Below are 24,840 nucleotides of genomic sequence, written 5' to 3'. Positions count from 1 at the left end.
CAGGGAAGGGACGGCAGGCGCGCGGCACCTACGCCGGTCGCGGAGTGCTGAGGGAACCGGTCGGCGCCCGGGACAAGGCGGCCGGACCGGTGGGCGACCCCTCGGCGTCGCGACCGTCATCCGTTCTGCCATGAGCAACGACGTGTCCGGAACGTGGTTACGCTCCGGCGGCGTCAGCCGGCCATGACCAGCGACCGGTTGTCGCGCAGGAACGACACCGCGGAAGCCGGCGCCGTGTCGGGCGAGCCCGCGGCGAAGGGCGGCTCGGGGGCGTACTCGAGGGCCAGCTGGACGATCTGCGCGAGCTCGGGCCCGGCGAGCCGCGCGGCGAGGGTGAGCGCCAGGTCGAGGCCGGCGGAGACGCCGGCGGCGGTGGCGTACTTGCCGTCGACGACGACGCGCGACGGGGTGGGGACGGCGCCCAGCGCGGCGAGGCGGTCCATGGCGAGCCAGTGGGTGGTGGCGGGGCGGCCGGTGAGCAGGCCGGCGGCGGCCAGCAGCAGGGAGCCGTTGCAGACGCTGGTGGTCCAGGTGGAGCGGGCGTCGGCGGCGCGCAGCCAGTCGAGGACGGGTGCGGACGTGAGGGGCGGGGCGTAGCCGCCGGGCACCAGCACGACGTCGGCCGGGGGTGCGTCGGTGAGCGAGGCGTCGGCGACCAGGGCGAGCTTGCCGGTGTCGGCGCGCACGGGTCCGGGCGTATCGGCGACGAACAGCACAGACGCCCCGGGCACGCGGCTGAGCACCTCGTAGGGGCCGACGGCGTCGAGCGCGGTCATCCGGTCGTACAGCAGGATGTTGATCTGCATGGAGCTCCTCAGGTTCGGCGGCGGTATTCGGCGGGCGCGACGCCGAGGGCCTGGACGAAGGCGCGGCGCATGGCTTCGGGGGTGCCGTAGCCGGCGGCGCGGGCGACCTCGGCTATAGCGTCGGTGGTGTCCTGCAGCAGGCGGCGGGCGGTCTCGAGGCGTACGCGGTCGACGTAGCGCCCCGGGGAGGTGCCGGTCTGCTCGGCGAACGCGCGGGTGAACTGGCGCGGGGAGAGGTTGGCGCGGGCGGCCAGCGCGGGCACGGACAGGTCGGCCTCGGGATGTTCGACGATCAGCCGCTGGACGTCGCGCAGCGGCTCGCGGTGGGCGATCTGCGCGGTGAGCGGGGCGCTGACCTGGGCCTGGCTGCCGGGGCGGCGCAGGAACATGACGAGCGAGCGCGCGATGGCCAGGGCGGTGTCGCGGCCGCGGTCCTCCTCGACGAGCGCGAGGGCGAGGTCGATGCCGGCGGTGACCCCGGCCGAGGTGGAGACCGGCCCGTCCCGTACGAAGATCGGGTCCGCTTCGACCGTGACGTCCGGAAAGCGGCGGGCCAGCGTCGAGCAGTACTGCCAGTGGGTGGTGGCGCGCCGGGAGGCGAGCAGGCCGGCGGCGGCCAGCAGAAAAGCGCCCGTGCAGACCGACATGATCCGCTCTGCGCCGGCGCCGGTGGTCCGCAGCCACGAGACCACGTCGGAAGGTGGCTCGCGCGTCCCGGCGCCGCCCGGCACGACGAGGGTGTCCGGCGCCTGGTTCCCGAGGGCCCCGTCCGGTACGAGGGTCAGACCGCTCGCCGTGCGGATCGGCGCACCGGCCGGCGACGCCGTGGTGACGCGGTAGCCGCCGGCCGCGGCGAACACCTCGAGAGGTCCGGTGACGTCGAGGCTCTGCACGCCGTCGAAGAGCACGATCAGCACATGATGCACAGCTTCGATCGTGGCGGCCCGGCGCGGCGGCAGCAACGCCGCACTTCCCACCTTTTACGCCACGAGGGCCGCCTCCCCTGCTGGGGAAGCGGCCCTCGGGAGCGAACTCAGGCGAGCTTGCGCGCGAGGTTCTCGTCGAGCGCGTTCATGAACTCGTCGGTCGACAGCCACGGCGCGTCACGCGAGATGAGCAGCGCGAGGTCCTTGGTCATCTGACCGCCCTCGACGGTCTCGATGCAGACCTTCTCGAGCGTCTCGGCGAACTCGGTGACCGCGGGGGTGCCGTCGAGCACGCCGCGGTGCTTGAGGCCGCCGGTCCAGGCGAAGATCGACGCGATCGGGTTGGTCGACGTCTTCTCGCCCTTCTGCCACTGGCGGTAGTGCCGGGTGACCGTGCCGTGCGCGGCCTCCGCCTCGACGGTCTTGCCGTCCGGGGTCATCAGCACCGAGGTCATCAGCCCCAGCGAGCCGAAGCCCTGCGCGACGGTGTCGGACTGCACGTCGCCGTCGTAGTTCTTGCAGGCCCAGACGTAGCCGCCCTCCCACTTGAGCGCGGCGGCGACCATGTCGTCGATGAGCCGGTGCTCGTAGGTGAGGCCGGCCGCCTTGAACTGGTCGGCGAACTCGCTCTCGAAGACCTCGGCGAACAGGTCCTTGAACCGGCCGTCGTACGCCTTGAGGATCGTGTTCTTCGTCGACAGGTAGACCGGGTAGTTGCGGGCCAGGCCGTAGCGGAACGAGGCGCGCGCGAAGTCCCGGATCGAGTTGTCGTAGTTGTACATGCCCATGCCGACGCCGCCGGCCGGGAAGTCGGCGACGTGGAACTCGATCGGCTCGGAGCCGTCCTCGGGCGTGAACGTCATGGTGAACTTGCCGGCGCTGGGCGCGACGAAGTCGGTGGCCTTGTACTGGTCGCCGTGGGCGTGGCGGCCGATGATGATCGGCTTGGTCCAGCCGGGCACGAGGCGCGGCACGTTCTGCATGATGATCGGCTCGCGGAAGACGACGCCGCCGAGGATGTTGCGGATGGTGCCGTTGGGCGACCGCCACATCTTCTTGAGGCCGAACTCCTCGACGCGGGCCTCGTCGGGGGTGATGGTCGCGCACTTGACGCCGACGCCGTGCTGCTTGATGGCGTTGGCCGCGTCGATCGTCACCTGGTCGTCGGTCTCGTCGCGGTGCTGGATCGACAGGTCGTAGTACTCGAGCGGGACGTCGAGGTAGGGCAGGATCAGCTGCTCCCGGATCTGCTTCCAGATGATCCGGGTCATCTCGTCGCCGTCGAGCTCCACGACCGGGTTTGTGACCTTGATTTTCGCCATGCGGCCGGCGCTCCTCTCCCGAAAACCGTGCTTAGCAGTACGAGCGTACTGCAGGACTCTTCGTGTTCGCCGGGCGACCCCGCCCGACAGCCACCCCCAGTCTGGCCGCTCGGCGGCCCTTTCGGCCCCTGTCCGGGCACCGAGCGGCCGTGGCAGTATTTGCAGGCGACTGCGGACAGGACGAGGGGGCACGTGAGCGGATCGAAGGGCGATCTGCCTGGCCTTGCCCTGTCCCGTCCCGCCCGGCTCGACGCCCTGCTGCGCACCGGGCTCGACGCCGTCGCCGACCCGGCCCTGGACCGCTTCGCCGAGATGGTCCGCGTCGTGCTGCGCGTCCCGGTGGCGCTGGTGACCCTCGTCGGCGCCGACCGGCAGTACTTCCCCGGCGCCTGCGGCCTGGGCGAGCCGTGGCAGGCGCAGCGGCAGACCCCGCTCTCGCACTCGTTCTGCCAGCACGTGGTCACCACCGCCGAGCCGCTCGTGGTGGTCGACGCGCGCCTCGATCCCCGGGTGCGCGACAACCTCGCCATCGAGGACCTGGGCGTGATCGGGTACGCCGGGATGCCACTCACCGACGCCAACGGCGAGGTGCTGGGCTCGCTCTGCGCGATCGACACGCGGCCGCGCGTCTGGACCGACGCCGAGCTGGGCCTGCTCGCCGAGCTGGCCGCGAGCTGCTCGGACAGCCTGCGGCTGCGCATCTCCAACTACCGCACCACGTCGGCGTACGTCCGGAGCCGGCTGCTGCTGGACGCCAGCACGACGCTGGCGGCCGCGAGCACGCTCGACGAGGTCGTCGACTCCGTGCGTGACCTGGTCACCGGCTCGATCGACCCGGCGTACGTCGGGTTCTCGCTGCTCGACGGGACCGGGCTGGCGCTCTCGTCGAGCCGGCTGCTGCCGAGCGGGGTGGCCGAGCGGTGGCGGCACTACGCCCCGACCCAGTCGACCCCGTCGGCGCTGGCCGCGCGCAGCGCGCAGCCGGTGCTGCTGGCGGACCGTACGGCGGTCGACGCGCACACCCCGGACGCGGCGGCCACGTTCGACGAGATGGGCTGGCAGTCGGCGGCGAGCCTGCCGCTGCCCGGACCGGACGGCCCGATCGGGGCGCTCACGTTCGTCTGGAAGCAGCCCCACGCGGTGGACGAGGACGAGCTGACGACCCTGGCCGCGCTCGCCGGATACGTGGCGCAGAGCGTGACCCGCATCGGGCTGCTCGAGAACCGGCGCACCGCCGCCGCCACCATGCAGAAGGCGCTGCTCACGGCGCTGCCCGAGCACGAGCACCTGGGGCTGGCGGCGCGCTACGCGCCCGCGCACCACGAGGACCACGTCGGCGGTGACTGGTACGACGCGATCACCCTCGGCGAGGGCCGGCTCGCGCTCGTCATCGGCGACGTCGCCGGGCACAGCATCGACGCGGCGGCACGGATGAGCGAGTACCGCAGCATGCTGCGCACGCTGCTGATCGACCGGCACGAGCCGCCGTCCGCGCTGCTGCGCCGGCTCGAGCACACCGGCCGCACGCTGGGCCTCGACGGGATCGCCACGGTGCTGCTCGCCTACCTCGATCCCGAGCCCGGCGGCGGCCACCGGCTGACCTGGTCGAACGCGGGCCATCCCCCGCCGACGCTGATGACCGGCGGCGAGGTGTCGCTGCTCACCGGCCACGACGCGCTGCTGGGCGTGGGCCGCCGCACGCTGCGGCACAGCCACACCCGGCACCTGCCCCCGGGCAGCACGCTGGTGCTGCACACCGACGGCCTGGTCGAGACGCGCACGGCCACCTTCGACGACGGCGTCGCCCGGCTGCACGAGCACCTCGCCGCCCACGCCGGCGCGGGCCCGGAGGAGCTGGCCGACCTGCTGCTGGCCACGACGACCGGGGGCGAGGACGACGTGGCCCTGCTGATCGTCGCGACGCCCGGCTGACCCCGTCGTCGGCCATCGGACAGACCGCACGTCCCGCAGCGCCGCACGAGGCGGACACGCCGTTGTAAGGCATGAGAAAGGCCGGGGCTTCGAGCCCCGGCCTCGCCCACGGGAACGATCAGAGGTTGGCGACGTCCGCCTGCTTGGCGCGGACTGCCTCGGCGGCCTCCTTGAGACCGGCGATCTCGGCGTCGGTGAGCTTGTCCTCGACGACCTTCTTGATGCCCTGCGCGCCGATCTCGGCCTCGACGCCCAGGTAGACGCCGGAGATGCCGTACTCGCCCTCGACCCAGGCGCAGACCGGCATGACCGCGCCGGAGTCCTCGACCACGGCCTTGGCCATGCGGGCCGCGGCGGCGGACGGGGCGTAGTAGGCCGAACCGGTCTTGAGCAGCGCGACCACCTCGGCGCCGCCGTTGCGGGTGCGGACGACGAGCTCCTCGATCTTGTCGGCGGGCAGCAGGTCGGACAGCGGCTTGCCGTCGACGGTGCAGCGCGACGGGACCGGCACCATGGTGTCGCCGTGCGAGCCCAGCGTGAGCGCCTTGACGCTCTTGACCGGCACGTTCAGCGTCTCGGCGATCGAGTTGGTGAAGCGGGCGGTGTCGAGCACACCGGCCTGGCCGAACACCCGGTTCTTGGGGAACTGGGTGGCGAGCTGCGCGAGCGCGGTCATCTCGTCGACCGGGTTCGACACCACGATGACGACGGCGTTGGGGGCGTACTTCGCGATGTTCTCGGCGACCTGGCGCACGATCTTGGCGTTGACCTCGAGCAGGTCCATGCGGCTCATGCCCGGCTTGCGGGGCAGGCCGGCGGTAACGACGACCACGTCGGAGCCCTCGATGGCCTCGTAGCCCTCGCCGTTGGGGCCGGTGGTCACGCCGACGACCTTGGTCTCGAAGCCCTCGATCGGCCGGGACTGGTTCATGTCGAGCGCGAGGCCGGCCGGCTTGCCCTCGAGGATGTCGGTGAGCACCACGGTCTCGAAGATGTCGTACTCGGCCAGACGCTGCGCGGTCGTGGAGCCGTAGAAACCGGCACCTACGACGGTTACCTTCTTGCCCATAGCTTCGTCACTCCCAGTCTCCGGGACTTATTTTCCGGACCGTATCAGTCGGTTAACGGTGCATTACCGGCCGGTCGCCGGAACGCGAGTTAAGCCACTGTCGCACCGTAGGCCGTGGCGAACCGCACCGCTTGGGTCAGGTCGATGGTGGCGCCGCCGAGGTCGACCCCGCGCAGCTCCACCCCGTCGAGGTCGGCGCCGCGCAGGTCGGCGCCCTTGAGCGTCACGTCGGTCAGCCGCGCGTGGGACAGGTCCGCGCCGCGCAGGTCGACCCGGCTCAGGTCGGCGCCCATCAGGTCGGCCTCGCGCAGCCGCAGGCCGCCCAGCGCCGCCCCGGTCAGGTTCTGCCCGCGCAGCGACACGAAGCCCCAGTCGCCGCCGGACACCCGGATCGGCCGCAGCGCGCAGTCCACGAACTGCGAGCCGGTCAGCTTGCAGCCGGTCAGCGTGGTGTCGAAGAACGAGCAGCGCTGCAGCGTGGACTGCATGATGGCGACCCGCTCGAGCACCGCCGCGTTGAAGCGGACGTTGCCGAACGTGCAGTTGGTGAAGACGCAGCCGGTCAGCCGCGCCTCCGACCAGTCGACGTCGTGGAACGCGCAGTCCTCGTACCGGACGCCCGTGACCTCCTCGAGCGCCCAGTCCTCGCCCGAGAAGGTCACGTCCTGTACGAGGTCGTCGGTCATCAGTGGTAGAAGTGGCGCGTGCCGGTCAGGTAGACGGTCATGCCGGCCTTGGCGGCCGCCTCGATCACCACGTCGTCGCGGATCGAGCCGCCCGGCTGCACGACGGCCTTGACGCCCGCCGCGGCCAGCACCTCGAGCCCGTCGGGGAACGGGAAGAACGCGTCGGAGGCGGCCACGCTGCCCTTGGCCCGCTCGGCGCCGGCCCGGTTCACCGCGAGGTGCGCCGAGTCGACCCGGTTGACCTGGCCCATGCCGACGCCGACGGTGGCGCCGCCCGAGGCCAGCAGGATCGCGTTGCTCTTCACGCTGCGGATCGCCCGCCAGGCGAAGGCCAGGTCGGCCAGGTCCTGCCCGGTGAGGGCCTCGCCGGTCGCGAGGGTCCAGTTCGCCGGGTCGTCGCCGGGCGCGTCGATGCGGTCGGCCAGCTGCACCAGCGCGCCGCCCCCGACCTGCTTGATCTCGGCCCGCGGCGGGCTCCACGCGGGGGCGACCAGCACGCGCAGCTTCTTCTTGGCGCGGAAGATCTCGAGCGCGCCCTCGGAGTACGAGGGAGCGACGATCACCTCGGTGAAGATGCCGTCGAGCTGCTTGGCCATCGCCTCGGTGACCTCGCGGTTGACGGCGATGACCCCGCCGAACGCGGAGACCGGGTCGCAGTCGTTGGCCTTGCGGTGCGCCTCGGCCACGTCCGCGCCGACCGCGATGCCGCACGGGTTGGCGTGCTTGATGATCGATACGCACGGCTCGTCGAAGTCGTTGGCGCTGCGCCAGGCGGCGTCCGCGTCGACGTAGTTGTTGAACGACAGCTCGCCGCCGTGCACCAGCTCGGCCTGGGCCAGCCCGGCCGGCGCCCCCGAGTCGAGGTAGAGCGCCGCCTGCTGGTGCGGGTTCTCGCCGTACCGCAGGTTGTTCTGCTTCTTGAGCGCGATGCCCGCGAACTCCGGCCAGCCCGCCTCCTCGACCAGGGTGGTGGCCGTCCAGTTCGCCACGGCGACGTCGTACTCGGCGATGTCGGCGAAGGCCCGGGCCGCGAGCGCCTTGCGCTGGCGCAGCGTGAAACCACCGTTGCTCAGGGCCTCGACGACCGAGACGTACGCCTCGACGGCCGTCACGACGGCGACCGACGGGTGGTTCTTCGCGGCCGCCCGCACCATGGCCGGCCCGCCGATGTCGATCTGCTCGACGCACTCGTCGACGCTCGCGCCCGACGCCACCGTCTGCGTGAACGGGTAGAGGTTGCTGACCAGCAGGTCGAACGGCTGGATCTCGAGCTCGGCCAGCTGGGCGGCGTGGGTGTCGAGCCGCAGGTCGGCGAGCAGGCCCGCGTGGACCCGGGGGTGCAGCGTCTTGACCCGGCCGTCGAGGGTCTCGGGGAAGCCGGTGAGCTGCTCGACGCGGGTGACCGCGACGCCGGCCGCCTCGATCGTGGAGGCGGTGGAGCCGGTCGACACGATCTCGACGCCGGCGGCGGCGAGCGCCTGGGCGAGCTCGACGAGGCCGGTCTTGTCGTACACGCTCAGCAGCGCCCGCTTGATCGGGCGGCGGCCCTCGTCCGAGGCGGTCATGGAATGCGTACCTTCCTGTTCTCGATGGTCCAGCCCTCGCGCACCAGCCGGCCGACGTGCTCGACCAGCTGGGCCCGCTCGGCCACCTTGATCCGCTCGGTGAGCGTCTCCTCCGTGTCGTCGTCGAGCACGGGGACCGCGACCTGGGCGATGATCGGTCCGGTGTCGACCCCGGCGTCGACGAAGAAGAGGGTCGCTCCGGCGATCTTGACGCCGTAGGCGAGCGCGTCGCGCGGCCCGTGGATGCCGGGGAACGAGGGCAGCAGCGCGTTGTGCGTGTTGATGTAGCGGTCGCCGAACGCGGCCAGGAAGTGCGGCCCGACGAGCTTGAGGAAGCCGGCCGAGACGATCAGGTCGGGCTTGAACTCGGCCACGTGGGCGGTCAGGGCGGCATCCCAGTCGTCGCGCGTCTCGTACGCCTTCACCGGGTCGACGAACGTGGGCACGCCCGCGGCGGCGGCCCGGTCGAGACCGGCGATGCCGTCACGGTCGGCGCCCACGGCCACGACCCGGGCGCCGTAGGCGGGATCGGCGGAGGCGTCGAGCAGAGCCTGCAGGTTGCTGCCCGATCCGGAGACGAGGACGACCAGGCGGGCGGGCGCGGGGTCGGTCACCCGAGCACCCTATCCCCGCGGCGTGCGGCGGCCGCGAACGGGGCGTCCGGGAGGCAGCGGAACGGCTGATCATCCGATACGCTGCCGGACCCTGAAGAAATGTGAATTTCTCACTGCTCAACAGCTATATGCACGGGAGGACAGCGTGACAACCCCACCCCCCTACTACGGTCCGCCGGGCGCGGAGCCGGGCGGCGTGCCGGCCGCCCCGCAGAACACCCAGGGCCTGGTCGGCATGATCCTCGGCATCGTCGCGATCCCGCTGGTCTGCTGCGTCTACCTGGGCATCCCGCTGGGCATCGCGGCCGCGATCGTCAGCTACCTCGGCCTGCAGAAGGCGAACGCCGGCCGGGCCACCAACCGCAGCCAGGCGCTGGCCGGGCTCATCTGCGGCGCGGTCGCCGCGGTGCTCGGCATCGGCCTGCTGATCTGGGCGCTCACCGCGGGCCAGAGCATCAACTGGGAAGACTTCTCCAACCAGTGAGCTTGCGGGGGGACGCCTTCCGGGCGTCCCCTTCTCACCCCTTCGGCAGCGGGCGCACCATGCGGGCGGCCGCCGCGCCGATCGCGGTCGAGACGCCGAGCACGGCGGTCGCGACCAGCCCCACGACCCACGGGTCCGGGCCGATCGTCGCCATCCGGCCGTCGCCGAGCGGCCCGCCCGAGAACGCGGCCAGCAGGCCCAGCACGATCCCGGCCACGGGCCCGGCGAGCAGGGCGGTGCCGAGCACCAGCGGCCAGGGCAGCGGCTTGGGAGCGGGAGCGGGGCGCGCGCGGGTCAGGCGCAGCGTGAGCAGCCAGCCCGCGGCGAAGCCCGCGAGCACCGGCAGGGCCAGCAGCAGGGCGCCGGTCGCGCCCATCGGGCCGTTCGGCAGCGCGGCCAGCAGCGGCAGCGTGGGCAGCGGGCCGACGGTCACCTCGGTCAGCTGCACGGCCGATCCGGTGCCCAGCGCGAAGCCGGGGCCGAGCAGGTAGGCAGCGGCCCAGACCGCGCCGTTCGCCCCGTAGGCGAGGCTGACCAGCGTGATGCCCGCCTGGCCGGCCACCCCGGTGCGGTACGCCGAGATCATGTCGGCCGCCTGGCCGCCGCCGACCGCGACCGACAGCCCGGTGACCACGGCCCCGCAGGCGAGCACGAGCAGCGCGGCGACCACACCGGCGCGTACGCCGTGGCGCAGCGGGCGGGGCAGGCGATCGGCCCAGACGCTGAGCGCGTCGGTGCCGCTCAGCGAGCCGGCCAGCGCCCCCGCCCCGCCGATCAGGAAGAAGTTCAGGGCGGCCCGGCCGGGGGTGACCTCGGTGCCGCGGCCGTCGACGGCGAGCGCGGCGACCGAGCCGAGCAGTGAGTAGATCAGGGCGATGGCGAACGCGACCCCGAGCGCGCGGGCGGTCGAGCGGCTGCGGCGGGCCCCCACGGCCCGGGTGACGTGCAGGCCGGCCCGGCTGAGCCGCCACACGGCCAGCAGGCTGAGCAGCAGCGGCGACAGCCCCAGCGAGCCGATCGAGGTGCCGATCGCGACGCCGTGGCCGAGCAGCCAGCCGGCCAGCCCCGCGTGCGCGGCGCCGGCCAGGCCGCCGCTGCCCTCGAGGGTGCGGGCCAGCCCGATGACGGCGGCGACCGGCACGTACGACAGCAGGGCCGCCCACAGCGTGGCGAACAGTGCCGCCACGGGCAGCGGGGCGCGGCGCGGCGGCCCCTGCGGCCGGCGCTGCGAGGGCAGCTTGACGGTCTCGCGGCCGGCCAGCAGCTTGTCGTCGACGAGGATTGTGCGCTGCTCCCTGCTCTGCGCCCCGGCCTCCACCGCCTCGGTGGGGCGCTGCACCCCGACGGGTTCGGTGTCGCGGGCGACCTGAGCCGCCTCGGCGACCGCGAAGGGGTCGTCCGAGTCGCCGGGACGGTCGGGAGTGGTCGGCATCGCGGACTACTTTTCCACGCCGGAGGCGGGCAGGCGACGCAGATGCGGCGGCGCGCCGCCGTTCGGGTCGATCGGACCCGGACGACGGCGCGCCGATCGTACGGAGTGCAAGGTCAGCTCATGACCTCGCGCATGAGCCGCGCGGTCTCGCTCGGCGTCTTGCCGACCTTGACGCCCGCGGCCTCGAGCGCGGCCTTCTTGGCGTCCGCGGTGCCCGCGGAGCCCGAGATGATCGCGCCGGCGTGACCCATGGTCTTGCCGGGCGGCGCGGTGAAGCCGGCGATGTAGCCGACGACCGGCTTGGTGACGTTCGCCTTGATGAACTCGGCGGCCCGCTCCTCGGCGTCGCCGCCGATCTCACCGATCATGACGATCGCGTCGGTGTCGGGGTCGTCCTGGAACGCCTTGAGCGCGTCGATGTGCGTGGTGCCGATGACCGGGTCGCCGCCGATGCCGACCGCGGTGGAGAACCCGAAGTCGCGCAGCTCGTACATCAGCTGGTAGGTCAGCGTGCCGCTCTTGCTGACCAGGCCGATGCGGCCGCCCGGGGTGATGTCGGCCGGGATGATGCCGGCGTTGCTGGCGCCCGGCGACGCGATGCCGGGGCAGTTCGGGCCGATGATCCGGGTCTTCTGACCGCGGTCGACGTTGTAGGCCCAGGCGGCCGCGCTGTCCTGGACCGGAACGCCCTCGGTGATCACGACGGCGAGCGGGATCTCGGCGTCGATCGCCTCGACGATCGCGGCCTTGGTAAACGCCGGCGGCACGAAGATGACCGACACGTCGGCGCCGGTCTCCTTGATCGCCTCGCCGACGCTCGCGAACACCGGCAGCGCCGTGCCGTCGAAGTCGACGGTCGTGCCGGCCTTGCGCGGGTTCACGCCGCCGACCACGTTGGTGCCCGCGGCGAGCATGCGCCGGGTGTGCTTGGAGCCTTCGGAGCCGGTCATGCCCTGGACGATGACCTTGGAGTCCTTGGTGAGCCAGATAGCCATGATTACTTCCCCGCAGCCGCAAGCTCGGCGGCCCGCGCGGCCGCTCCGTCCATCGTGTCCACCCGCTCGACGAGCGGGTTGTTGGCGCCGTCCAGGATGGCCCGGCCGGCCTCGGCGTTGTTGCCGTCGAGACGTACCACCAGCGGCTTGGTGACCTGCTCGCCGCGCTCGCCCAGCAGGGCGAGGGCCTGGATGATGCCGTTGGCGACCTCGTCGCAGGCGGTGATGCCACCGAAGACGTTGACGAAGACCGACTTCACGGCGGGGTCGCCGAGCACGATCTCGAGGCCGTTCGCCATCACCTGGGCGCTGGCGCCGCCGCCGATGTCGAGGAAGTTGGCCGGCTTGACGTTGCCGTGCTGCTCGCCGGCGTACGCGACCACGTCGAGCGTGGACATGACCAGGCCCGCGCCGTTGCCGATGATGCCGACCTCGCCGTCGAGCTTGACGTAGTTGAGGTTCTTGGCCTTGGCCGCCTGCTCCAGCGGGTCGACCGCGGACTGGTCGACCAGCGCCTCGTGGTCGGGGTGGCGGAACGACGCGTTCTCGTCCAGCGTCACCTTCGCGTCGAGCGCGAGCACGCGGCCGTCGCCGACCTTGGCCAGCGGGTTGACCTCGACCAGCGTGGCGTCCTCGGCGACGAACGCCTGCCACAGCTTCACCGCGATGTCGACGACCTGGTCGGCGACCTCGGCCGGGAACTGCGCCTGGGTGACGATCTCGCGGGCCTTGGCCTCGTCGACGCCCTTGCTCGCGTCGATCGGGACCTTGGCGACCCGCTCGGGCTGCTCCTCGGCGACCTGCTCGATCTCCATGCCGCCCGCGACGCTGGCGATGCACAAGAAGGTGCGGTTGGCCCGGTCGAGCAGGTAGGAGAAGTAGTACTCCTCCTGGATGTCGGCCGTCTCGGCCAGCATGACCTTGCCGACCGTGTGGCCCTTGATGTCCATGCCCAGGATGTCGGTGGCGCGCGCCTGCGCCTCGTCGGGGCCGTCGGCCAGCTTGACGCCGCCCGCCTTGCCCCGGCCGCCGACCTTGACCTGCGCCTTCACGACGACCTTGCCGCCGAGTCGCTCGGCGATCGCCCGCGCCTCCTGCGGGGTCTCGGCGACGCCACCGCCCAGCACGGGCAGCCCGTGCCGTTCGAAGAGGTCGCGCCCCTGATATTCGAACAGGTCCACGTGTCTCCTTTCGCTCGCGACGCCAAGGAGGCCGGCAAGCCACACCGCCCGCGTCCCGACCTGTGTGCGCGGCGGCCGTCGTTCCTGGCGTCGCCGGCGGGAAGGATGTGATGTCGGCCCGGAAAGGCCGTCATTCGCAGACTAGCGACCGGCCCACCGCCCGAGCAGGCGCGGGTGCACGGTGTGCAAGACCACACACCAGACGTACGTGACGAGCCGCCGAAAGTTCCCCGGATACGCGCGTAACCACCCACCCGGGGCTTCGTTGAGTGTGGTGTCGGAGCGCTACGGCGCGCCGGCGCGAAGGCGGCCGATGCCCTGTCGGTCGAGGGGTGGCGGCGGGGCATCGTGCATGGAGAGGCCGGACGTGTGAGGGGTGCGTCCGGCCTCTCCCCTTGCGTCAGCGTTGCGCCTGCTCAGGCGACCGGCGAACTCACATTGGCGCGTACCCATTCGATGATGGACGCGGTAGTGGCGCCGGGCGTGAATATGCGGGCCACCCCGAGCTTTTCCAATTCGGCGATGTCGTCGGCCGGAATGATCCCACCGCCGAATACGACGATGTCAGCGGCGTCACGTTCCGCCAAGAGTTCGATCACGCGGCGGAACAACGTCATGTGCGCCCCGGACAGAACGGACAAACCGATCGCGTCCGCGTCCTCCTGAATGGCGGTCTCGACGATCTGTTCCGGCGTCTGATGCAGGCCGGTGTAGACGACCTCCATGCCGGCGTCGCGCAGCGCCCGCGCCACCACCTTGGCGCCACGGTCGTGCCCGTCCAGCCCGGGCTTCGCCACGACCACCCTGATCCGTGCCTGCATCCTGATCCTCCGTGCCCACTGACCGCGTTGTCACCTGAACGAAAGGTAACCCGCGCGCGGCCCCCGGGGTAGCCACCCGGCCGCACAAGCGATCACCGGAAGTGAGCGGAAAAGTATTCTCAGTCACATTACTTTCTGCATTTCGATCAATTACTCCGCGTGTGCGAACGTCTGCCTGCGGAAACGCCACCAATTCGGACATTCGCTGCGCAATACGGACCGTAAAGTGTCGCCGATTTGGCGCTTCGACTTGTGACACGGCAGCCGCTTGGCTACCGTGGCTCCCGGCTGTCAACCAGTTAACGCTGATCTGACAGCTCCCGACGGACACGGTTCACCGGAAATTCGGCTCGTGACCGCCACTCATTTGCCACCGACGGAGGGTTGTTCGTGCGCCAGCGCTTGTCGTCTGAGCCCGATCGCTATCGCGGCCGCCGCCGCGTACCCACCCCTCCCCGCAGCCGCTACGCCGTCGCGGTCACCTCGGCCTTCGTCGGCGCCGGCGTCGTCGCCCTCGGCGCCGCGGCCAACCTGCCCGACCAGAAGCAGGTCGACGTGCAGTCCCTCAAGGGGCTCGGCACCGTCCAGGCCGCCGACGACGCCCTCGCCGAGCGCGAGGCCGGCCAGGCCGCCTCGCGCAGCGACAGCCGCGACGCCGCCGCCAAGACCAAGGTCAGCGCCGCGGACGCCACGGCCGACGTGTGGCTGCTCCCCCTCGAGGAGTTCGAGTTCACCGGGCCGTACGGGGTCCGCTGGGGCAAGCTGCACGCCGGCATCGACCTGGCCGCCCACGAGGGCCTGCCCTACAAGGCCGTGCACGCCGGCAAGGTGATCCAGGCCGGTTACTACGGCGGCTACGGTTACGCGGTCACGATCCAGCACGACGACGGCACCGAGGCCATCTACGCGCACTCGCGCCGCCTGCTGGTCAAGAAGGGCGACGTCGTCAAGGCGGGCCAGGTGATCGGCCAGGTCGGCAACTCGGGCGCCTCCTACGGCACCCACCTCCACCTCGAGATCCACGTCGACGGCAAGCCCACCGACCCGATCCCGTTCCTGCGCCAGCGCGGCGTCGACATCAAGCTCCAGGTCGAGTCGGTCTACGCCGGCATGGCCGCGGCTTCCTGATATTCAGTTCTCTCGCGCGCTGAGTGGGGAATACCCGTCGACAGCGGGGCAAACCTCCACTATCGGAGTAACCCGCGGCATCGGCTCCAGGTTGCAGTTCGGGTGAACCGGGGCCGGCTCCTTCAACATCTCCGCAGGCAGGCCGACAGGCAGATGTCGGTGATCCGTTCTGCCTGGGAGGTCGTGCCGCGTGGCGCATCGAGCCGAGACCCGTTCCGTCGGGCGGCACCGCCGTGAGCAGATCCGCCGGCACCGCGCGCAGCCCGCTCTCCTGCCTCTCGTCACCGGCGAGCGAGGCCGTACGGCGCTGCTGACCGCGACGCTGGGCACCGCGCTCGCCACCGGCGTGGCCGGCGGCACGGCCGCGGCGGCCGCCGAGAAGAAGGCCCCGCCCGCCGCCGAGGTCGTCCCCACGTCGTCGCCGGTGGAGGCGGTCGTCCCCGCGCCGACGGACTCCTGGACGCCGCCGGGCGGGCAGGCCTCCGCGGCGCCCCGCAAGCTCAAGACCCGCGTCGTCGTGCAGGCCGTGCAGGCCCCCGCGGCATGGGTCAACCCCAACCCGAGCGGCTCGGTGACCTCCTGTTTCGGCCACAGGTGGGGCCGGCTGCACGCGGGCGTCGACATCGCCGGGCCGAGCGGTTCCCCGATCCTCGCCACGGGCGCCGGCGTCGTGGTGCGGGCCGGCGAGGCCCAGGGCTACGGCCTGGCCGTGCTGATCGACCACGGCAACGGCTACCTCACCCACTACGGGCACATGTCCGCGATCGCCGTGCACGCCGGGCAGCGCGTCGAGGCCGGCGAGCAGATCGGCGACGAGGGCTCGACCGGGCACTCCACCGGGCCGCACCTGCACTTCGAGGTGCACCAGGGCTCGTACAAGAACCCGATCGAACCGGTCCGCTGGCTGCACGAGCACGGCGTCGCGCTCGACGGCTGCTAGATCTTCTCGATGGGGGCGTGCCGCAGGACCAGCCACATCACCTGGTCGCCGAAGTCGATCTGGGCGCGCGCGCCCGGGCCCTGGCCCTCGACGGTGACGACCCGGCCCAGACCGTAGCGCTGGTGGTTGACGCGGTCGCCGGCCGAGACCTTGGGCGCCTGCGGCAGCTCGCTGGCCGTGGACAGGCGGCTGCCGTCGATGCCGAGGCGGCTCGCCAGCTGCTGGGCCTTGGGCGTGCCCCCGGAGAAGCCGCCGCCGCGGAAGCGGTCTCCCCCGCCGCGCCCACCCACGCCGCCGCCGGTGCCCGACCACGACGTGTACGAGCTGCCGGTGCGCTCCCAGCGGACCAGCTCGCTCGGCAGCTCGTCGGTGAACCGCGAGGGCGGGTTGTACTGCGGCTGGCCCCACGCGCCCCGGGTGACCGCGCGCGACAGGTAGAGCCGCTGGCGGGCGCGGGTGATGCCCACGTAGGCCAGGCGGCGCTCCTCCTCGAGCTCGTTGTTGTCGCCCAGCGCGCGCGTGTGCGGGAAGACGCCGTCCTCGAGGCCGGTCAGGAACACCACCGGGAACTCCAGGCCCTTGGCCGTGTGCAGCGTCATCAGCGTGACCACGCCCTGGTTGTCCGGGTCGTCGTCGGGCAACTGGTCGGCGTCGGCGACCAGCGCCACCTGCTCGAGGAACCCCGCGAGCGTGGCGACGGGCGCCTCCTCGTCGTCCTCGGCGGCGGCCTCGACGCGCTCGGTGTACTCGCGGGCGACGCTCACGAGCTCCTGCAGGTTTTCCACGCGGCCCTGGTCCTGCGGGTCGAGGCTCTCCTCGAGCTCGGAGAGCAGGCCCGAGCGCTGCAGCACCACCTCGAGCACCTCCTCGGGCGGGACCGTGGTGGACAGCTCGCGTACGTCGTCGAGCAGTTGCACGAAGTCGCCGATGCTGTTGGCCGCGCGGGTGGAGATGCCCGGCGCGTCCTTCGCGCGGCGCAGCGCCTGGCCGAACGAGATGCGGTCGCGGCTGGACAGCGCCTCGATGCACGCCTCGGCCCGGTCGCCGATGCCGCGCTTGGGGGTGTTGAGCACGCGGCGGATGCTCACGGTGTCGTCGTCGTTGACCACGGCGCGCAGGTAGGCCAGCGCGTCGCGGACCTCCTTGCGCTCGTAGAACCGGACGCCTCCGACGACCTTGTAGGGCAGGCCGACGCGGATGAACACCTCTTCGAAGACGCGGGACTGAGCGTTCGTCCGGTAGAAGACCGCCACGTCACCCGGGCGTACGCCCTCTTTGTCGCTCAGCCGGTCGATCTCGCGGGCCACCCAGTCGGCCTCGGCGTGCTCGGTGTCGGCCACATAGCCGACGATCTGCTCGCCGGCGCCCTGGTCGCTCCAGAGGCGCTTGGGCTTGCGCGACGTGTTGCGGTCGATCACCGCGTTGGCCGCCGAGAGGATCGTCTGGGTCGAGCGGTAGTTCTGCTCGAGCAGGATCGTGCGGGCGTCGGGGTAGTCGCGCTCGAACTCGAGGATGTTGCGGATGGTGGCGCCACGGAACGCGTAGATCGACTGGTCGGCGTCGCCCACCACGCACAGCTCGGCGGGCCCGACCTCCCCGCCCTTGCCCCCCACGAGCTCCTTGACCAGCATGTATTGCGCGTGGTTGGTGTCCTGGTACTCGTCGACGAGCACGTGCCGGAAGCGGCGGCGGTAGGCCTCGGCGACGTGCGGGTGCGACTGGAACAGGTGCACCGTGGCCATGATGATGTCGTCGAAGTCGAGCGCGTGCGCCTCGCGCAGCCGGCGCTGATAGAGCTCGTACGCCTCGGCGACCGCCCGCTCCTGCGGGCCCTTGGCGCGGTCCTTGAACTCCTCGGGCTCGACCAGCTCGTTCTTCAGGTTCGACACCTGGGCCGCCAGGCCGCGCGCGGTGTAGCGCTTGGGGTCGAGGTCGAGCTCGCGGATCACCAGCTGCATGAGCCGGCGCGAGTCGTCGGCGTCGTAGATCGAGAACGTGCTCTTGAGGCCGGCGTGCTCGTGCTCGGCCCGCAGGATGCGCACGCACGCCGAGTGGAACGTCGAGACCCACATCAGCCGGGCGCGCGGGCCGACGAGGTGGGCCACCCGCTCCTTCATCTCACCGGCGGCCTTGTTGGTGAAGGTGATCGCGATGATCTGGCCCGGGTGGACGTCGCGCTCGGCCAGCAGATAGGCGATGCGATGCGTGAGCACGCGGGTCTTGCCGGACCCGGCGCCGGCCACGATCAGCAGCGGCGTGCCGGCGTGGGTCACCGCGTCACGCTGCGGGCCGTTGAGCCCGGTCAGCAGCGACTCGGGGTCGAGCCTGCGCTTCGGGCGCGCCTGGGGAGCAGCCGGAGGGGCCGCGGGCTGCCGCACGGCGGGCATCGCGAACAGGGTGCCGTCGGGGGTTTCGGAAGAAGGTCGCATCGCGGGGTGAAGTCTATGCCGACCCTCCGACAAGAATCCGGCCTCGTCCCGCCGCCGAGTTGTCATCCACAGGCGGTAGCGCTCACCGGCATCGATGCTCCAGGCTGTCGGAGTCGATTGACACCATCCTCTTCGGGAGACCGAACACCATGGACCGTCCCCGCCTCCGTGGCCGGGCCCTGCGGCGTCACCTCGCCGCACCGGCCCTGGCCCTGGCCGTCGTCGCGGCGCTGTCGCCGGCCGTCACCTCGCAGACCCCCGCGGCCGCCGCGCCGCCGGAGTTCCAGCCCGTCAGCGTCGCCTCGGGGCTGCCCGTCGGCGCGACCGTCAAGGGCCAGTTCCTCAGCTACAACGACTTCCACGGCGCGATCGACCCGCCGAGCGGAAGCGGCGCCGTGGTCAACGCCGCCGGCACCGCGACCCCCGCGGGCGGTGTCGAATACCTCGCGACCTACCTCAAGCGGCTGCGCGCGGAGGCCAGGGCCGACGGCCGGCAGACGCTCACCGTGGGCGCCGGTGACCTGATCGGCGCCACCCCGCTGGTCAGCGCCGCCTTCCACGACGAGCCCACCATCGAGCTGATGAACCAGGTCGGCCTCCAGATCAGCTCGGTGGGCAACCACGAGTTCGACGAGGGCGTGGCCGAGCTGATCCGCATGCAGCGCGGCGGCTGCCACCCGACCGACGGCTGCCAGGACGGCGACGGGTTCGGCGGGGCCAAGTTCACCTACCTCGCGGCCAACACGATCAACAAGAAGACGGGCCTGCCGATCCTGCCCCCGATCAGCATCAAGTTCGTGGGCGGGGTTCCCGTCGGCTTCGTGGGGCTGACGCTGGAGGGCACGGCCGGCATCGTGAACCCGGCCGGCATCCAGGACGTGCGCTTCGCCGACGAGGTCGAGACGGCCAACAAGTGGGGCAACGTGCTCAAGCGGCTCGGCGTCAAGGCGCAGGTGCTGCTCGTGCACGAGGGCGGCTCACAGGCCACGGCCACACCGACCCCCGGCGTCAGCGACTGCAACGGCTTCACCGGCCCGATCGTGCCGATCGTCGCCGGGCTCAACCCCGAGTTCGGCGTTGTCGTCTCCGGCCACACCCACCGGTTCTACTCGTGCAAGCTGCCCAACTCCGGCGGCACGTCCGTGGTCACCAGCGCCGGCACCAACGGGCAGCTGATCACCGACATCGACTGGTCGATCGACCGGCGGACCGGCCGCTTCGCGGACATCACGGCCAGGAACGTGATCGTCGAGAACGGCGTGCCCGACGGCAACGGCGGCTGGCAGCGCGACGCGAACGGCGTCTACCTCAAGAACCCCGGCACGGTCGACCCGGCCGCCAAGAAGATCGCGGACAAATACCGTACGGCGGTCGCGCCGATCGCCAACCGCGTGGTCGGCCGGATCACCGCCGACATCACCCGCGCCGCGACACCGGCCGGCGAGAGCCCGCTCGGCGACGTGATCGCCGACGCCCAGCGGGCGCGCACCGGCGCGCAGATCGCGCTGATGAACCCGGGCGGCATCCGCGCCGACTTCGACGCCGAGGCGTCGGCGGGCGGAGAGGCCAACGGCGAGGTGACGTACGGGGAGGCGTTCACCGTCCAGCCGTTCAACAACCTCGTGGTCACCCAGACCTTCACGGGTGCGCAGCTCAAGGAGGTGCTCGAGCAGCAGTTCGCGGGGTACAACGGCCAGACCTCCACCAAGATCCTGCAGGTGTCGGCCGGCCTGACGTACACGTGGAGCGCCTCGGCCCCGCTCGGCTCCAAGGTCACCAACCTCGCGCTGAACGGGACGCCGATCGACCCCGCCGCCTCCTACCAGGTGACGACGAACGACTTCCTTGCCAACGGCGGTGACGGCTTCACGGCGCTGTCGCAGGGCACGGGCCGCACCACCGCGCCCGGGTTCGACATCGACGCGCTGGTCGCCTATCTGGGCGCCGGCGCCCCGGTCGCTCCGGGCCCCGCCGACCGCATCTCCACGGTCGCCTGACGGCGGCGTCCCACCCATCGGGCGGTTTCCTTGCGGACCCGTTCGTGACAGGGGCATACTCGGCTGCGTGATCCAGCAGGCGCGATTTTTTTACTACGGCACCGGGAGTCCGGCGACCGTAGGCCGCGTCTGAACGACAGACCTACATCAAGCCCCGGGCTTCCCAGCCCGGGGCTTGATGCTGCCCGGGCCGGGTCGACCGGGGCGCAAGCACCCGAGGAGCACGAGATGACCGCCGACGTGATGGACCAGCAGACCGGCGCGGGCGAGCCGCTGGCCGCCGACGAGATCCGCGCCATGCGCGAGCGCATCGACGAGATCGACCAGCAGATCATCGACCTGTGGCTGGAGCGGGCACGCCTCTCCCAGGAGGTCGGCAAGACCCGCATGGCCAGCGGCGGCACCCGCCTGGTGCTCTCCCGCGAACGCGAGATCGTCGAACGTTTCCGCCAGGCCCTCGGCGCCGACGGCGCCCAGGTCGCCCTGATGATCCTCCGCGCGGGCCGCGGCCCCCTCTAGGGGGCGGCCGCACCCCTCCTGCGTCCCCTCGCAGACGTCCCCCGGGGTGCCGGCGCGGAGGGGATCAGTAGCGGCGCATGACGTTGCGGATCTCGGCGAAATGGCAGGCGCTCGGGTGGGGGGAACGGGGGCGGATCTCGAGCAACGGCTCGTGGTCGGCGCAGGCGGGCTGGGCCTTCCAGCAGCGCGTGCGGAAGCGGCACCCCGAGGGCGGCTCGGACGGTGAGGGCACGTCGCCGGCGAGCACGAGGTGGTCGCGGCGGCCGCGCAGGCGGGGGTCGGGCACGGGGACCGCGGACAGCAGCGCCTGGGTGTAGGGGTGGGTGGGCTGGTCGTAGATCGCCACGTGGTTGCCGGTCTCGACGACCCGGCCCAGGTACATGACGGCGATCCGGTCGGAGATGTGCCGGACCACCGACAGGTCGTGCGCGATGAAGACGTACGACAGGCCGAGCTCGCGCTGCAGGGCCTCGAGCAGGTTGATGACCTGGGCCTGGATCGACACGTCCAGGGCGGAGACGGGCTCGTCGCAGATGATGATCTCGGGGCGCAGCGCGAGGGCGCGGGCTATGCCGATGCGCTGGCGCTGGCCGCCGGAGAACTGGTGCGGGTAGCGGTTGAGGTGGTCGGGGTTGAGCCCGACGAGGTCGAGCAGTTCCTGCACGGCGCGGGTCTTGCCGGTGCGCGGCACGGCGTCGGGGTGGATGTCGTACGGCTCCCCGACGATGTCGCCCACGGTCATCCGCGGGTTGAGCGACGTGTACGGGTCCTGGAGCACCATCTGGATGTTGCGGCGCGCCCGGCGCAGCCGCGAGCCCGACAGCCGGGTCAGGTCTTCGCCGCGTACGCGGATCTCGCCGCTCGTCGGCTTCTCGAGCCCGACCAGCAGCTTGGCCAGCGTCGACTTGCCGCAGCCCGACTCCCCCACGACCCCGAGCGTCTCGCCGCGGCGCAGCTGCAGGTCCACGCCGTCGACCGCGCGGACGTCCGCACCGCGGCGTGCGCGGAAGTGCTTGACCAGCCCGCGGGCCTCGAGCACGACGTCAGACACCCAGGACCTCCCGGACGAAGTGGCAGCTCGCGACCCGCTGCGGCGCGATCCGATAGGCGGGCGGCGGCTCGAGGCGGCAGATCTCCCGGGCGTACGCGCACCGCGGATGGAACGCGCAGCCCGCCGGGACGTCGGTGAGCGCGGGCGGCAGCCCCCGGATCACGTTCAGCGGACGGCCCTTGAGGTCGAGGCGCGGGATCGACTCGAGCAGCGCCTTGGTGTACGCGTGCGCCGGCCGCGCGTAGATGTCGTACACCGGCGCCTGCTCGACGACCTTCCCGGCGTACATGACCGCGATCCGGTCGGCGACGTCGGCGACCACGCCCATGTCGTGCGTGATCAGCATCAGCCCCATGGTGCGCTCGCGCTGCAGCTCGGCGAGCAGGCTCATGATCTGCGCCTGCACGGTCACGTCGAGCGCGGTGGTGGGCTCGTCGGCGATCAGCACCTCGGGGTCGAGCGCGAGCGCCATCGCGATCATGACGCGTTGCCGCATGCCGCCGGAGAACTGGTGCGGATAGTCGTCGACGCGGCGCCGGGCGTCCGGGATCCGTACGCGGTCGAGCAGCTCGGCGGCGCGGCGCTTGCCCTCGCGGCGCGACGTGCCCCGGTGGACCCGGAACAGCTCGGCGAGCTGGAAGCCGACCGTGTAGACGGGGTTCAGGGCGCTCAGCGCGTCCTGGAAGATCATCGCGATGCGGTTGGCGCGCACCTTGCGGCGTTCGCTCTCGGGCAGCGTCAGCAGGTCGACGCCGCGGTAGAGCACGCGGCCGTGGGTGACGTGGGCCGGCGGGGTGTCGAGGATGCCCATGATCGCCTGGGCGGTCACCGACTTGCCGCAGCCGCTCTCGCCCAGCACGGCGAGCGTCTCGCCCGGGTTCAGCCGCAGGTCGACGCCGTTCACCGCGCGGGCGACGCCGTCGCGGGTGCGGAACTCGACGTGCAGGTCCTGCACCTCGAGCAGCGCCGCCCGCGGGTCGACGCCCGGCAGCGCGTCCACCTGGGCCCTGATGTCGGTCATCGCCGCCTCACCGCAGTTTCGGGTCGAAGGCGTCGCGGACGGCGTCGCCCAGCATGATGAAGGCGAGCACCGTGGCCGCCAGGAACACCGAGGGCCAGACCAGCGGCGCCGCGGCGGTCCGCGCGTACGGCCCGGCCTCCTGGATCGAGATACCCCAGCTGATCGCGTCGCCCTTGAGCCCCACGCCCAGATAGGACAGCGTGGCCTCGCCGGCGATGTTGACGCCCAGCAGGATCGTCAGCACGACGATGAACGGGCTGATCGAGTTGGGCAGGATGTGCCGGAACATCAGGCGTCCCGGGCCGGCGCCCAGCATGCGGGCCGCGGCCACGTAGTCCTGCCCCTTCGCCGAGATCACCGCCGAGCGCATGACCCGCGCTGCCGTGGTCCAGCCGAGCACGCCCAGCGTGATCATCACGGCGAGGGCGCCGTCGCTCTCCGGGTCGGCCGACAGCCGCCGGGCCAGCACGATCGCGCCCAGCAGCAGCGGGATGCCGAGCATCACGTCGATGAAGCGGGACAGCAGCGCGTCGACCCAGCCGCCCGCGTAGCCGGCCGCGAGCCCGACGAGCAGGCCGATCACCCCGGCGATCAGCGTGGCGACCAGCGCCACGACGACCGAGTCGCGCGCGCCGTGGACCGTACGGGAGAAGACGTCGCAACCCTGGAAGTCGTACCCGAAGATCGCTCCCCCGCTCGCCCCGGCGTTCTTGCGCGCGAGCAGGCAGTCGCTCGGATCGGCCGACGTGAACAGCGACGGCCAGGCCGCCATCAGCAGCACGAGCGCGACCAGCACCGCGGCGATCCAGAAGACCTTGCTGGCACGCAGGTCGAGCCACGCGTCGCCGGCCAGGCTCCGCGGCCGGCCGGTGCGGTCCCGCCGTCGCGGCCCGTCGGGCGTGGGGCCGGGCGCCTCGGCCATGGTCACGGTGTGCGGGTCACTCATAGCGGATCCGGGGGTCGAGGGCGGCGTAGAGAAGGTCGACGATCAGGTTGATCACGAGGAAGACGATCACGAGGACGCTCACGAAGCCGACCACGAGCGGGCCGTCCTCGGTGCGGATGGCCCGGAACAGGTTGAAGCCGACGCCGGGGATGTTGAACACGCCCTCGGTCACGATCGCGCCCGACATGAGCGCGCCGATGTCCACGCCGATCAGCGTGATCACCGGGATCAGCGAGTTGCGCAGCACGTGCACCCCGATCACGCGCCGGGGCGCCAGGCCCTTGGCCCGAGCCGTACGCACGTAGTCCGCCCGCAGGTTCTCGGCCACCGCCGTACGGGTCACCCGCAGCTCGGTCGCGACCACCAGGCTGCCCAGCACCAGCGCCGGCAGCAGCAGCTCGTGGAGGCCCGCGTCGCGGGTGGCGGTGACCGGGAACCAGCCGAGCTGGATGCCGAAGACGAGCTGGGCGAGCGGGGCCAGCACCACGATCGGCATGGCGAGCACGGCCAGCGTGAGCACGAGGGTGACGGTGTCGAACGCGCCGCCGCGCCGGATGCCGGACAGCACGCCGGCCCCGACCGCGATCACGGCGGCGATGACGACCGCCAGCAGCGACAGCCGGACGGTGACGAGCCAGGCGTCGGCCAGCATCGCGCCGATCGAACGGCCGGTCAGCGACTCGCCGAAGTCACCGGTCAGCAGGTTGCGCACGTAGTGCCAGTACTGCGTGAGGAACGGGTCGTCGAGGTGGTAGCGGGCGTCCAGCGCGGCCCTCTGGCTGCTGGAGAGCGGTCGTTCGCCGACCAGCGCCTGGTACGGGTCGTCCACGAAGGAGAACGTCAGCGCGTAGACGACGAAGGTGGCCCCGAAGAAGGTGAGGACCATCTGGAGCAGGCGCCGCACGATGTAGCGGAACATGGGGTGAGGCCTTTTGGGCGAAGGGCACGAGGCGCCACGGTTTCACCTCAACCGTGG

General features: G+C 71.9%; 22 protein-coding genes. 6 read left to right on the top strand and 16 right to left on the bottom strand.

The window, feature by feature from the left end; translation table 11 throughout:
* Positions 1-173 precede the first annotated feature (173 nt).
* The 3 genes from ACSNN8_RS17475 to ACSNN8_RS17465 all read right to left on the bottom strand — a co-directional run bounded on the left by ACSNN8_RS17475 (position 174) and on the right by ACSNN8_RS17465 (position 3,054).
* On the bottom strand, positions 174-806 hold the full coding sequence (locus ACSNN8_RS17475; RefSeq protein WP_436650254.1) for a DJ-1/PfpI family protein: 633 nt from the start codon (positions 804-806) through the stop codon (positions 174-176).
* 8 nt (positions 807-814) lie between these two features.
* Positions 815-1,732, bottom strand: a complete 918-nt coding sequence (locus tag ACSNN8_RS17470) for a GlxA family transcriptional regulator (protein ID WP_436650253.1) — start codon at positions 1,730-1,732, stop codon at positions 815-817.
* Between the two features lie 107 nt (positions 1,733-1,839).
* Positions 1,840-3,054: an NADP-dependent isocitrate dehydrogenase gene (locus ACSNN8_RS17465; RefSeq protein ID WP_436650252.1), complete on the bottom strand. Its 1,215-nt coding sequence runs from the start codon at positions 3,052-3,054 to the stop codon at positions 1,840-1,842.
* 192 nt (positions 3,055-3,246) lie between these two features.
* On the opposite strand from ACSNN8_RS17465, the gene ACSNN8_RS17460 reads away from it, so the two are divergent.
* Complete coding sequence (locus ACSNN8_RS17460) at positions 3,247-4,986, top strand: SpoIIE family protein phosphatase (RefSeq protein ID WP_436650251.1); 1,740 nt, start codon at positions 3,247-3,249, stop codon at positions 4,984-4,986.
* A 118-nt stretch (positions 4,987-5,104) separates the two neighbouring features.
* Here the strand turns inward: ACSNN8_RS17460 and mdh are convergent, their stop codons facing one another.
* The 4 genes from mdh to purN all read right to left on the bottom strand — a co-directional run bounded on the left by mdh (position 5,105) and on the right by purN (position 8,920).
* Complete coding sequence (mdh, locus tag ACSNN8_RS17455) at positions 5,105-6,055, bottom strand: malate dehydrogenase (RefSeq protein WP_436650250.1); 951 nt, start codon at positions 6,053-6,055, stop codon at positions 5,105-5,107.
* 89 nt (positions 6,056-6,144) lie between these two features.
* Positions 6,145-6,741 carry a pentapeptide repeat-containing protein gene (locus ACSNN8_RS17450; RefSeq protein WP_436650249.1) on the bottom strand — a complete coding sequence of 199 codons (597 nt, stop codon included), beginning with the start codon at positions 6,739-6,741 and terminating at the stop codon, positions 6,145-6,147.
* Entirely contained in the window at positions 6,741-8,306 is a 1,566-nt protein-coding gene (gene purH, locus ACSNN8_RS17445; protein ID WP_436650248.1) for a bifunctional phosphoribosylaminoimidazolecarboxamide formyltransferase/IMP cyclohydrolase, read from the bottom strand. The genes ACSNN8_RS17450 and purH overlap by 1 nt, the downstream gene beginning before the upstream one ends.
* Positions 8,303-8,920: a phosphoribosylglycinamide formyltransferase gene (gene purN / locus ACSNN8_RS17440; protein WP_436650247.1), complete on the bottom strand. Its 618-nt coding sequence runs from the start codon at positions 8,918-8,920 to the stop codon at positions 8,303-8,305. Before purN ends, purH begins: the two co-directional genes overlap by 4 nt.
* 145 nt (positions 8,921-9,065) lie before the next feature.
* Between purN and ACSNN8_RS17435 the strand changes: the two genes are divergently transcribed.
* The gene (locus tag ACSNN8_RS17435) at positions 9,066-9,404 is read left to right on the top strand and encodes a DUF4190 domain-containing protein (RefSeq protein WP_436650246.1); all 339 of its coding nucleotides are present in this window, start codon (positions 9,066-9,068) and stop codon (positions 9,402-9,404) included.
* A 34-nt stretch (positions 9,405-9,438) separates the two neighbouring features.
* Here ACSNN8_RS17435 and ACSNN8_RS17430 read toward each other — a convergent pair whose 3' ends face one another.
* The 4 genes from ACSNN8_RS17430 to ACSNN8_RS17415 form a co-directional block, all read right to left on the bottom strand.
* On the bottom strand, positions 9,439-10,836 hold the full coding sequence (locus ACSNN8_RS17430; RefSeq protein WP_436650245.1) for a cell division protein PerM: 1,398 nt from the start codon (positions 10,834-10,836) through the stop codon (positions 9,439-9,441).
* 113 nt (positions 10,837-10,949) lie between these two features.
* The gene (gene sucD, locus ACSNN8_RS17425) at positions 10,950-11,831 is read right to left on the bottom strand and encodes a succinate--CoA ligase subunit alpha (RefSeq protein ID WP_436650243.1); all 882 of its coding nucleotides are present in this window, start codon (positions 11,829-11,831) and stop codon (positions 10,950-10,952) included.
* 2 nt (positions 11,832-11,833) lie between these two features.
* Complete coding sequence (gene sucC, locus ACSNN8_RS17420; protein WP_436650242.1) at positions 11,834-13,012, bottom strand: ADP-forming succinate--CoA ligase subunit beta; 1,179 nt, start codon at positions 13,010-13,012, stop codon at positions 11,834-11,836.
* A gap of 416 nt (positions 13,013-13,428) precedes the next feature.
* On the bottom strand, positions 13,429-13,833 hold the full coding sequence (locus ACSNN8_RS17415; RefSeq protein ID WP_133873136.1) for a cobalamin B12-binding domain-containing protein: 405 nt from the start codon (positions 13,831-13,833) through the stop codon (positions 13,429-13,431).
* 390 nt (positions 13,834-14,223) lie between these two features.
* Here ACSNN8_RS17415 and ACSNN8_RS17410 point away from each other — a divergent pair, with 390 nt between their 5' ends.
* Both ACSNN8_RS17410 and ACSNN8_RS17405 read left to right on the top strand, forming a co-directional pair.
* A complete protein-coding gene (locus ACSNN8_RS17410; protein ID WP_436650241.1) occupies positions 14,224-14,961 on the top strand; it encodes a M23 family metallopeptidase in 738 nt (245 codons plus the stop codon).
* Positions 14,962-15,151: 190 nt separating this feature from the next.
* Positions 15,152-15,901, top strand: a complete 750-nt coding sequence (locus ACSNN8_RS17405) for a M23 family metallopeptidase (protein ID WP_436650240.1) — start codon at positions 15,152-15,154, stop codon at positions 15,899-15,901.
* Here the strand turns inward: ACSNN8_RS17405 and pcrA are convergent.
* Entirely contained in the window at positions 15,898-18,330 is a 2,433-nt protein-coding gene (gene pcrA, locus ACSNN8_RS17400; RefSeq protein WP_436650239.1) for a DNA helicase PcrA, read from the bottom strand. The genes ACSNN8_RS17405 and pcrA overlap by 4 nt on opposite strands.
* Positions 18,331-18,479: 149 nt before the next feature.
* Between pcrA and ACSNN8_RS17395 the strand changes: the two genes are divergently transcribed.
* Together ACSNN8_RS17395 and ACSNN8_RS17390 are read left to right on the top strand one after the other, a co-directional pair.
* Entirely contained in the window at positions 18,480-20,327 is a 1,848-nt protein-coding gene (locus tag ACSNN8_RS17395) for a bifunctional metallophosphatase/5'-nucleotidase (protein WP_436650238.1), read from the top strand.
* A 228-nt stretch (positions 20,328-20,555) separates the two neighbouring features.
* On the top strand, positions 20,556-20,846 hold the full coding sequence (locus tag ACSNN8_RS17390; protein ID WP_436650237.1) for a chorismate mutase: 291 nt from the start codon (positions 20,556-20,558) through the stop codon (positions 20,844-20,846).
* A gap of 64 nt (positions 20,847-20,910) precedes the next feature.
* On the opposite strand, the gene ACSNN8_RS17385 is transcribed toward ACSNN8_RS17390, so the two are convergent.
* The 4 genes from ACSNN8_RS17385 to ACSNN8_RS17370 are packed head-to-tail and all read right to left on the bottom strand — an operon-like array spanning position 20,911 to position 24,783.
* The gene (locus tag ACSNN8_RS17385; RefSeq protein WP_436650236.1) at positions 20,911-21,897 is read right to left on the bottom strand and encodes an ABC transporter ATP-binding protein; all 987 of its coding nucleotides are present in this window, start codon (positions 21,895-21,897) and stop codon (positions 20,911-20,913) included.
* Positions 21,890-22,918 (bottom strand): ABC transporter ATP-binding protein, encoded by a 1,029-nt coding sequence (locus tag ACSNN8_RS17380; protein ID WP_436650235.1) that lies wholly within the window; start codon positions 22,916-22,918, stop codon positions 21,890-21,892. The genes ACSNN8_RS17385 and ACSNN8_RS17380 overlap by 8 nt, the downstream gene beginning before the upstream one ends.
* 7 nt (positions 22,919-22,925) lie before the next feature.
* A complete protein-coding gene (locus tag ACSNN8_RS17375) occupies positions 22,926-23,864 on the bottom strand; it encodes an ABC transporter permease (protein WP_436650234.1) in 939 nt (312 codons plus the stop codon).
* On the bottom strand, positions 23,857-24,783 hold the full coding sequence (locus ACSNN8_RS17370; RefSeq protein ID WP_436650232.1) for an ABC transporter permease: 927 nt from the start codon (positions 24,781-24,783) through the stop codon (positions 23,857-23,859). Before ACSNN8_RS17370 ends, ACSNN8_RS17375 begins: the two co-directional genes overlap by 8 nt.
* Positions 24,784-24,840: the final 57 nt, after the last annotated feature.

Source organism: Actinoplanes sp. URMC 104 (assembly GCF_051386375.1).
Lineage (GTDB): Bacteria > Actinomycetota > Actinomycetes > Mycobacteriales > Micromonosporaceae > Actinoplanes.
The sequence above is the reverse complement of the archived record's forward strand: the minus strand, read 5'-3'. Positions and strand labels throughout refer to the sequence as shown.